Annotated in this window: 8 protein-coding genes; 3 read left to right on the top strand and 5 right to left on the bottom strand. The window is 63.1% G+C overall.

Annotated elements, in window-relative coordinates:
* The coding region (locus FYB76_RS22130; protein WP_154135065.1) for a DMT family transporter at positions 1-900 on the bottom strand (900 nt) is incomplete at its 3' end.
* A gap of 93 nt (positions 901-993) precedes the next feature.
* On the opposite strand from FYB76_RS22130, the gene FYB76_RS22125 reads away from it, so the two are divergent.
* A complete protein-coding gene (locus tag FYB76_RS22125; RefSeq protein WP_195724698.1) occupies positions 994-1,914 on the top strand; it encodes a LysR family transcriptional regulator in 921 nt (306 codons plus the stop codon).
* Between the two features lie 210 nt (positions 1,915-2,124).
* The gene (locus FYB76_RS22120; protein WP_154135064.1) at positions 2,125-2,772 is read left to right on the top strand and encodes an HAD family phosphatase; all 648 of its coding nucleotides are present in this window, start codon (positions 2,125-2,127) and stop codon (positions 2,770-2,772) included.
* Positions 2,773-2,778: 6 nt separating this feature from the next.
* Here the strand turns inward: FYB76_RS22120 and FYB76_RS22115 are convergent, their stop codons facing one another.
* The 4 genes from FYB76_RS22115 to FYB76_RS22100 all read right to left on the bottom strand — a co-directional run bounded on the left by FYB76_RS22115 (position 2,779) and on the right by FYB76_RS22100 (position 7,215).
* Positions 2,779-4,347, bottom strand: a complete 1,569-nt coding sequence (locus FYB76_RS22115) for a methyl-accepting chemotaxis protein (RefSeq protein ID WP_154135063.1) — start codon at positions 4,345-4,347, stop codon at positions 2,779-2,781.
* Between the two features lie 488 nt (positions 4,348-4,835).
* On the bottom strand, positions 4,836-5,567 hold the full coding sequence (locus FYB76_RS22110) for a DsbA family protein (RefSeq protein WP_154135062.1): 732 nt from the start codon (positions 5,565-5,567) through the stop codon (positions 4,836-4,838).
* 76 nt (positions 5,568-5,643) lie between these two features.
* Positions 5,644-6,255 carry an NAD(P)-dependent oxidoreductase gene (locus FYB76_RS22105; RefSeq protein ID WP_154135061.1) on the bottom strand — a complete coding sequence of 204 codons (612 nt, stop codon included), beginning with the start codon at positions 6,253-6,255 and terminating at the stop codon, positions 5,644-5,646.
* 63 nt (positions 6,256-6,318) lie between these two features.
* Positions 6,319-7,215: an MBL fold metallo-hydrolase gene (locus tag FYB76_RS22100; RefSeq protein WP_154135060.1), complete on the bottom strand. Its 897-nt coding sequence runs from the start codon at positions 7,213-7,215 to the stop codon at positions 6,319-6,321.
* Positions 7,216-7,340: 125 nt separating this feature from the next.
* Here FYB76_RS22100 and FYB76_RS22095 point away from each other — a divergent pair, with 125 nt between their 5' ends.
* The gene (locus FYB76_RS22095) at positions 7,341-8,279 is read left to right on the top strand and encodes a LysR family transcriptional regulator (protein ID WP_154135059.1); all 939 of its coding nucleotides are present in this window, start codon (positions 7,341-7,343) and stop codon (positions 8,277-8,279) included.
* The last annotated feature ends 4 nt before the right edge of the window (positions 8,280-8,283 follow it).

The following is an 8,283-nucleotide window of genomic DNA, read 5'->3' as shown; positions in this document are numbered from 1 at the left end:
CCCCGTGGCCCCCACGATCATCAAGCCCCCCATCCAGCCCTGCAGGGACAGGTGTTCCTGCATCCACACCACCGCAATGAGCGCTCCCCACAGCGGCTCGCTGCCCATCAGCAGGGCCACGCGTGACGCACTGGTGCGTGCGGCCGCATGGTTCTGTACGAAGAAGGCCACGATGGTACACAGCAAGACCAGGAACGCCATCGCCCACCAGAAGGAGGCGGTGGCCGGAAGGGGCATCCAGCGCTGACCCGGCAGCGCCATCATGAGCGCCAGCGATCCCGCCGTCATGACACCCATCTGCACTGCCGTCAGCGTGAGTGCGGGCAAGCCGAACCGCAGGCCCTGGCGGCGTGTCAGGCACACCATCACACCGCGCAGCAGTGCGGCCAGCACCATCAGCGCATCGCCCCAGCTCAGGTGCGAAAGCGTGATGCCGTCCTGGAATGCCAGCAAGGCAGCACCCACAAACGACAATGCGCACGCAATGAGTGCCGAACGCTCGGGCCGCTGGCCCAGCAGCAGCCACTCGCACCACGGTGTGAAGACCACGCACAGGCTGATCAGGAAGGCGGCATTGGAGGCCGTCGTCAACGAGACACCGACAGTCTCGCAAATGAAGATGGCCAGCAGGACCACGCCCAACACGAGCGCCCCTGCCAGCGATCTTTTCCACGCGGGGACGGAGGTGAGGCTGCGCAAGGCGGGGACCAGGAGGAGAAACGTCAGGCCAAACCGCAGCACCAGGAACTGCAGCACCGGCAACTGCTCCGTGGCGATTTTCGCGGCGCTGTAGCTGCCGCCCCAGATCACGGCGACCAGCAGCAGCGCCCATTCAACAGGATGGAGTCGCAGCAGGGTTGCCGGCCGGGCGGGGGCGTGCAGCAGGGAGGACTTGTTCATGAGGTCTCATCGTGGCGTTGGGCGGAGCTGGTGTATTGTCTTGGGACCGATGAAACCTGACTAGCCAGGAACGAAGAACAGGAGTTGTGCCGCATGAGAACAAATGAATTGGCCGAGGTACTGCATGAGCTGGTCACGTTCGTGCAAGTGGTGGACGCCGGCAGTTTTTCGGCAGCGGCCCGTCAGCAGGGCATGACGCCCTCGGCCGTGAGCCGCCAGGTGGCCCGGCTGGAAAAGATGATGGGTGTGGCGCTGTTCCAGCGCACCACCCGCCAGTTGCGCCTGACAGAAGCCGGACTGGACGTGCTGGAGCACGGACGCAAGATGGTGGCCGCCGCACGCGCCACCTTGCAGGCGGCCGAGGGCCATGCCGGCGCGCCCCGGGGGCTGGTCAGGATGAGTGCCCCCAAGGCCTTCGCCCGCCATGTGCTGCAGCCGGTGCTGCTGCAATTCCTCGCTCGTTATCCGGAGGTGGATGTGCACCTGATGGTGGTGGACAGGCTGGTCGATCCGCTGCGTGAAGGCGTCGACCTGGTCATCCGCCTGACCGATACGCCGCCGCCAGGCATGGTGGCGCGGCCATTGCTGCCGGTCAGCCAGTATCTGCTGGCGAGCCCGGATTATCTTGCAAGCCACGGCGCGATCGATCATCCGGAAGACCTGATGAGCCACAGTTGCCTCACGCTGGGCGAGGAGGAACGCGATGATCGCTGGCGTTTCCTTTCCGGCACCCAAGTGGCAGAGATCATCGTGACAGGGCGATGTGCAGTCAATCACAGCGAAATGCGGCTGGCGGCCATTGAAGCGGGCCTGGGCGTGGGGTGCGTGCCGGATTTCGTGGCCAGGGAGTCTTTGGCGGCCGGGCGTGTCGTCCGCCTTTTGCCGGAGTGGACTGTCGATAGCAACTATCAGGGCGTGGCCTATCTGCTTTTTCCGGCGTCGCGCCATATTGCGCCCAAGATGCGGGTGCTCATTGACCATCTGGCAGGTGCATTGCAGTCACCACCATCTTGATGGTGAACGCATCACAGTCTTGTCGGTGTTGGCAGGCCGGATGGCCATGCATGAACGGAGAACAGATGACGGATCCAGGATTGAAACATCGTCCCGAGATCAGCATGGTTGCGATGAACAGGCCCTGAACGCTCACCACGGAAGTCGGCCCGATATCCTGGAATCTGCCATCATTGCAACGCCAGTTCGTAAAATTCCAAGGATTGAACCATGACGTTTTCTGCACCAAGCTCCATCCGCGCCGTCGTCTTCGATTTCGGCGGCGTGCTCTTCGACTGGAGCCCGCACTACCTGTACGAACAACTGATCGCCGACGAGCAGGAGCGCCATCACTTCCTCACCCATATCTGTTCGCCCGAATGGAACGTGCAGCAAGATGGCGGCCGCACCTTGGCCGAGGCCACTGCGCATCTGGTCGGGCAGCATCCCGAACACGATGCGCTGATTCGCGCCTTCTATGATCGCTGGACCGAGATGCTGCGTGGTCCGTTACCGGAGGGCGTGGCGCTCTTGCGCGAACTGCATGCGCAGCAGGTGCCGGTGTTCGGCCTCACCAACTGGTCCTTGGAAACCTATCCGCATGCGCGCGACCACCATGATTTCATGCAGCTGTTCCGCGATATCGTGGTCTCCGGTGAGGAACGCTGCATCAAGCCGGAGCCGCGCATCTACCAGATCGCACTGGAGCGCTATGCACGGCACCTGCCGGGCTTGAAGCCCGAAGAGCTGGTCTTCATCGATGATGTGCAAAAGAATATCGATGGATGCCGGGCGTTGGGATGGCAGGGCATTCATCACGTGGATGTGACTGGTACACGGGCTGCATTGCGTGCGCTTGGTGTGCCGTGTCAGCAGTGACGACCATCAGGCAATCGCAAACACCTCCACCACACCACTGAGCCGACGCGCCTGCGCCTGCAGTGCCTGTGACGCTGCCGCGGCCTGTTCCACCAGCGCCGCATTCTGTTGCGTGACCTGATCCATCTGCGAGATCGCATGGTTGATCTCGTGGATCCCCTTGCTCTGCTCGGCGCTGGAATCGCTGATGACCCCGATCACCGACACCACCCGGTCCACGCTGGAGACGACATTGCCCATGCTCTCTCCTGCGCGGTTGACCAGCGCACTGCCGCTGGCGACCTTGTCCACCGAGTCGTCGATGAGTGCCTTGATCTCCTTGGCGGCCGACGAACTGCGTTGCGCGAGGCTGCGCACTTCCGACGCCACTACCGCGAAGCCGCGACCCTGCTCGCCCGCGCGCGCCGCCTCCACTGCCGCATTCAGGGCAAGGATGTTGGTCTGGAAGGAAATGCCGTCGATGACGCTGATGATGTCCACAATCTTTTTGGACGAGTCCTCGATGGCCGCCATCGTCATCACCACATCCTTGACCAGCTGCCCGCTTTCGGCCGCCACCACCGAAGCCTCGGTGGCAAGCCGGTTGGCCTCGCTGGCGCTGTCGGCGTTCTGTTGCACCGTCGCCGTCAGCTGTTCCATGGCCGAGGCTGTTTCTTCCAGCGAACTGGCTTGCTCTTCGGTGCGCGAGGAAAGATCGAGATTGCCCGCGGCGATCTGGCTGCTGGCCGTCGCAATGGCATCCGTGCCGGAGCGGACTTCTCGCACGATCTCGCGCAAGCCAGCGTTCATGCTTTTCATCGACATCATCAGGCTATTGGAAAGACGGCTGTCGGCATCCACCTCGCTGCGCAGGTCACCTTGCGCGATCCGCGCCGCCAGCGCAGCGGCCACTGCCGGTTCTCCACCCAGCTGGCGCAGTATGCTTCTGGTGATGAGCACGGCAGCCACCAGGCCGCTTGCCAAGGCCAGCACGCCGAGGGCCACCAGCAGCTTGCGCGCCGTCGCATAGACGGCCAGCGCCTCGTTCTTGGCATCGTCGTTGAGCTTGTCCTCGAGCGCGGACAGCTCGGCCAGCGCTTTGCGTCGTTCTGCCTGCATCTTGCCCAGCGGACCGTCCAGGACAGGTTTGATTTCTTCCGTTCTTTGCGCCTTGGCCAACTCAACCAGGCCAGAGACGACGGGCAGAATTTCCTTGCTCATCTTCTGGATTGCGACGAGGGATTTCCTTTCGGCCTCGGTGGTTTCTTCCAGTTCTGCAAACAGCTTGGCCAGTGCGGCTTCCGCTTGCACATAAACGCCCATCTGCCGCTGCAGGTTGTCGGCGTTGAGTTTCAGGTCGTCCGGAGTCGTCGCCAGGCCGATCCCGCGCGAGGCGAGCGACTGTTCATAGGCCGCAGCGCGCATGGTCGAGAGATGAAGGATCTCCACATTGTTGACTTCAGTGATGGACAGCAGTTGCTGGTTCACATCGTCGAGCTTTTTCAGGGAGATGCCGACGATCAGAAGCATGAGAACCAGCACGCCACCAAAGCCGAATTTGAGGCGCGAAGACACTGTCAGACGGGTGAAATCCATACACACTCCAATGAACACTTGCAGTTATTCGTGGTGCATTCCCGACGCCGCCCGATGCAGGCAAGGGTGGGCAATGTGGCGTTCTGAAGCCACAGGCAAAGTCGGGTAGTGCGGGTCTTGATTCAGTGGAGTTGGGCGATTCCTGTGGGAACGCCGCCCGCCGCGAACGAAGGATGAGGACAAACGATGCTGTTCCTCTCCCAAGGGCGTAGGCCGCCTTCCCCGGGAAAACCGCACACTGTAGAGCAAACGCATGCGTTTGATTAGCACCCTAAATTTAACGGCAGTCTTTAGAAAAACCGCTCAATGAACAGGCTGCGTGAAGCAGGGATGTGTGCCGGCAGGAGACCGGACGAATGCAGAAGTAGGGTGCGACTGCGCCATGACATGGCGGATCGACGAACAGCGGAGGGGCCGGAGAGATAGAAGAAGACTGCCGCGCAGCCTTGCGCGCGGCAGGTTTTGTCGGGGGACGGGGGAATGGCAGGTTAGCCGCACTGGCCGGTTTGCAGATCACATTGCGCTGCTGCGCTCTCCGATGCGCTCGCCGGTGAGGAACTCGCGGCCGCTACTTCACGAAGATAATTCGCCCACTCTTCCGGCTGCCCCAGCCAGCGCCCGGTATCGAGCACTTCCAGCGTATCGCCCCGCTGCAGCACGAAGGTCGGGAAGCCGCGTCCACGCACATAGTTGAGCAGTTCACGGCTGGCCTCGATATGATTGGCCAGCTCTTCCTGTTCGATCCGCTGCATTTCGCCAGTGAAGGCAGCGGGCTCGATGCCCAGCGTGTGCGCCAGTTCGACCAGCGTCGCCATGTCGGAAATGCGCCGGCCTTGCTGGTAATGCGCACGCTGTATAGCTGCCAGCATGTCCAGTCCGGCGGACTCGCCCTTGAGCGCCTGTACCGCCAGCACGGCCGCAGTCGGCGGAGCCGAGTCGAAGACCGCGTCGGTATCGCGCAGCAAACCGTTGAAATACGGTTCCCCGAATGCTTGTCCGGTCATCTGCGCGATGCGGTGATCGTGCGGCATCACGTAATCGCGCAGCTGCGCATCGACGCGGCGACGATTGCGGCCGGCCATCATGCCGCCTCCATGCGCCTGCACCGGTAGCACCGCACGGGCTGCCGCCACCAGGGGCGCAGCGCCATAGCACCAGCCGCACAGCGGATCGTGGATGTAGTGAAGCACGGTGTCGTGCGGGGCAGCGGGGGTGGTCATGATGCAATTTCCTCTTGAATGAATCGGCACAGGGCCTGACGTTTTCTGCACCGTCAGGCCCGGTACGCATAGTGAATCAGTAGCCTACCGTGAAACGGGCACGCACGTGCTTCGGCTGTTCCAGCTCGTCCAGCAGGGCCACGGCGTAGTCCTCGTAGGAGATCCAGCTCTTGCCATCGGCACCGACCAGCAGAGCATCCTGGCCCAGGCGGAACTGGCCGGTGCGTTCACCGGCGATGAACATTGCCGAAGGCGACAGGAAGGTCCATTCCAGTTCGTTCTCTTCACGCAGGGCATGGAGGAAGTCACGGCCACCGGAGGCCTCCGGCATGTACTCGGCGGGGAATTCCGGGGTATCGATGAGCGCCTTGCCCGGTGCGATTTCCAGACTGCCGGCACCGCCGACTACAGCCAGGCGTTTGACGCCCGCTGCCTTCACGGCCGGCAGCAGGTCGGCCGCACCGAAGGCCGTGAAGCGGCCGCTGGAAATGACGACGTCAGCGCCCTTGATGGCAGCGGCCAGCGCAGCGGTGTCCTTGACGTCGGCCGAGACGGCGGTCACGCCGGTACGCTGGGCGATCTTGCCGGCGTCGCGGGCGATGGCGATGAGGTTGTGGCCACGGCGCAGTGCTTCGTCTACGATGCGGGTGCCGACATTGCCGGAGGCGCCGATGAGTGCGATTTTCATGATGTTTCCTTTCGGGTGGGGAGGGAGGACAAACAGCTTCGTATCAATGCAGTTCCGCTCAGATCAGGGCCACTTCATTTCGCCCTTGATGACCTTGGCCGACAGCTCCAGCGAGCCGGTATCGCCCAGGTCCGGGTAGCGCTGCTTCATGGCGGCGATCAGGGCATTGCCATCGGCGGCCTTGGCGGCTTCCTGGTCGAAGGCCTTCAGGTAGTCGCGGGTGAAGCGCACCGAGGCGATGTCCAGCGGCGCACCGGCGGCATAGTGACCGGGCACGACGATGGCCGGCTTGAGCTTCTCGATGCGGCCCAGCGTACCGAGCCAGTCCAGGCGCGACTTCATGGTTTGCGTATCCGCCACCCATACGTGGATGTTGCCGGCCACGACCACGCCGCCGGCGACTGCCTTGAGCGATGGAATCCAGACGAAGCTGCGACCCGGCTGCGGACCGTCCAGGCCGACGATTTCCAGCTTGCGGCCTTCCAGCGTCAGCGTCTTGCCCTTGAGCACTTCGGGCGTGATGGTGGCGCGGGGAGCGTTGTCCCCCAGCTTCGGGCCCCAGTAAGCCAGCTTGCCGGCAGCCGTTTCCTTGATGTGTTGCACGGTCGGCGCGGTGGCCACGATCCTGGCTTCGGGATAGGCGGCGTGCAGGGCCTCCAGGCCGAAGTAGTAATCCGGGTCGCCGTGGCTGATGTAGATGGTGGTCAGTTTCTTGCCGCTGGCGCGGATCTTTTCCGCGACCTGCTGCGCTTCACGCTGGCCGAATTGCGCATCGACCAGGATCGCTTCGCGCTCACCCGTGACCAGCACCGAGCTGACCGGGAAGATGGCTTGCTGGCCGGGATTGTAGATGTCGAGCTTGAGCGGGGCGGCGGCCTGGACGGCCGCGCCCGAGAAGGCCAGCAGGCCGGTGGCAGCGATGGCCAGCAGGGGACGCAGCAGGCGATGGGTGGAAAACATGGCGACTCCGGAAAGAGGTGGATGGGTGTCAGGAAGCGCCATCATAGGATCGCTTTTGATTTCGAAAAACAGCATAATTGATCACAGTTTGTTTCTGAAATCGTTCAAATCAAAAAGGGGCTCCCATGGATCGCCTGATGGCCATGCAGGTCTTCGTGACGGTGGTGGATGGCGGCAGCCTGTCAGCGGCGGCCGAGCAGCTGGACTTGTCGCGGCCAGTGGTGTCGCGTTACGTGGCCGAGCTGGAAGACTGGGTCGGTGCGCGGCTGCTGCACCGGACCACGCGGCGGCTCTCGCTCACCCCCGCCGGCAATGAATTGCTGCCGCGCTGCCGCCGGATGCTGGAGTATTCCGAGGACATGCGCCATGCCCTCGATGCGCCCGATGAAACGCCGCGCGGGCTGCTGCGCATCACCGCCAGTACCTCCTTTGCGCAGACCCAGCTGATCCAGGCCGTGGTCGAGTATGGCCGCCGCTATCCGGGTGTGGCGGTGGACCTGCTGGCGCTGGACCGCACCGTGAACCTGGTGGAAGAACGCATCGACCTGGCCATCCGCATGACCAACCGGCTCGAGCCCAACCTGATTGCGCGTCCGCTGGGCGTCTGCCACTCGGTCATCTGCGCCACCCCGGATTACCTTGCGCGCCATGGCACGCCGCGCAAGGTGGAGGACCTGGCCTTGCACAATTGCCTGACGCATTCCTATGTGGGGCGCAGCCTGTGGCAATTCGATCCGAAGAAGAAAAAAGCCAGGGCGGGCAAGGGCGCTGCCGCCACCAAGACCAAGACGCAGACGCAGAGTGTGGCGGTGGGTGGCACCATCAGCGCCAACGAGGTGACGGTGTTGTTGCAGGCGGTACTGGCCGGTGTCGGTATCGGGCACATGCCGGCCTATACGGTGGCGCCCCTGGTGGCCAGCGGCCAGCTGGTGCAATTGCTGCCCGATTACGAACCCTTGCAACTGGGCATGTATGGCGTGTATGCCTCACGCAAGCACATGCCGGCGACCTTGCGCACGATGCTGGATTTCCTGGCGCAGCGTTTTGCGGACCTGCCGTTCTGAGCCG

Origin of the sequence: Herbaspirillum sp. CAH-3, assembly GCF_009668275.1 — a bacterium.
GTDB classification, from domain to species: Bacteria; Pseudomonadota; Gammaproteobacteria; order Burkholderiales; family Burkholderiaceae_D; genus Herbaspirillum; species Herbaspirillum aquaticum.
The sequence above is the reverse complement of the archived record's forward strand: the minus strand, read 5'-3'. Positions and strand labels throughout refer to the sequence as shown.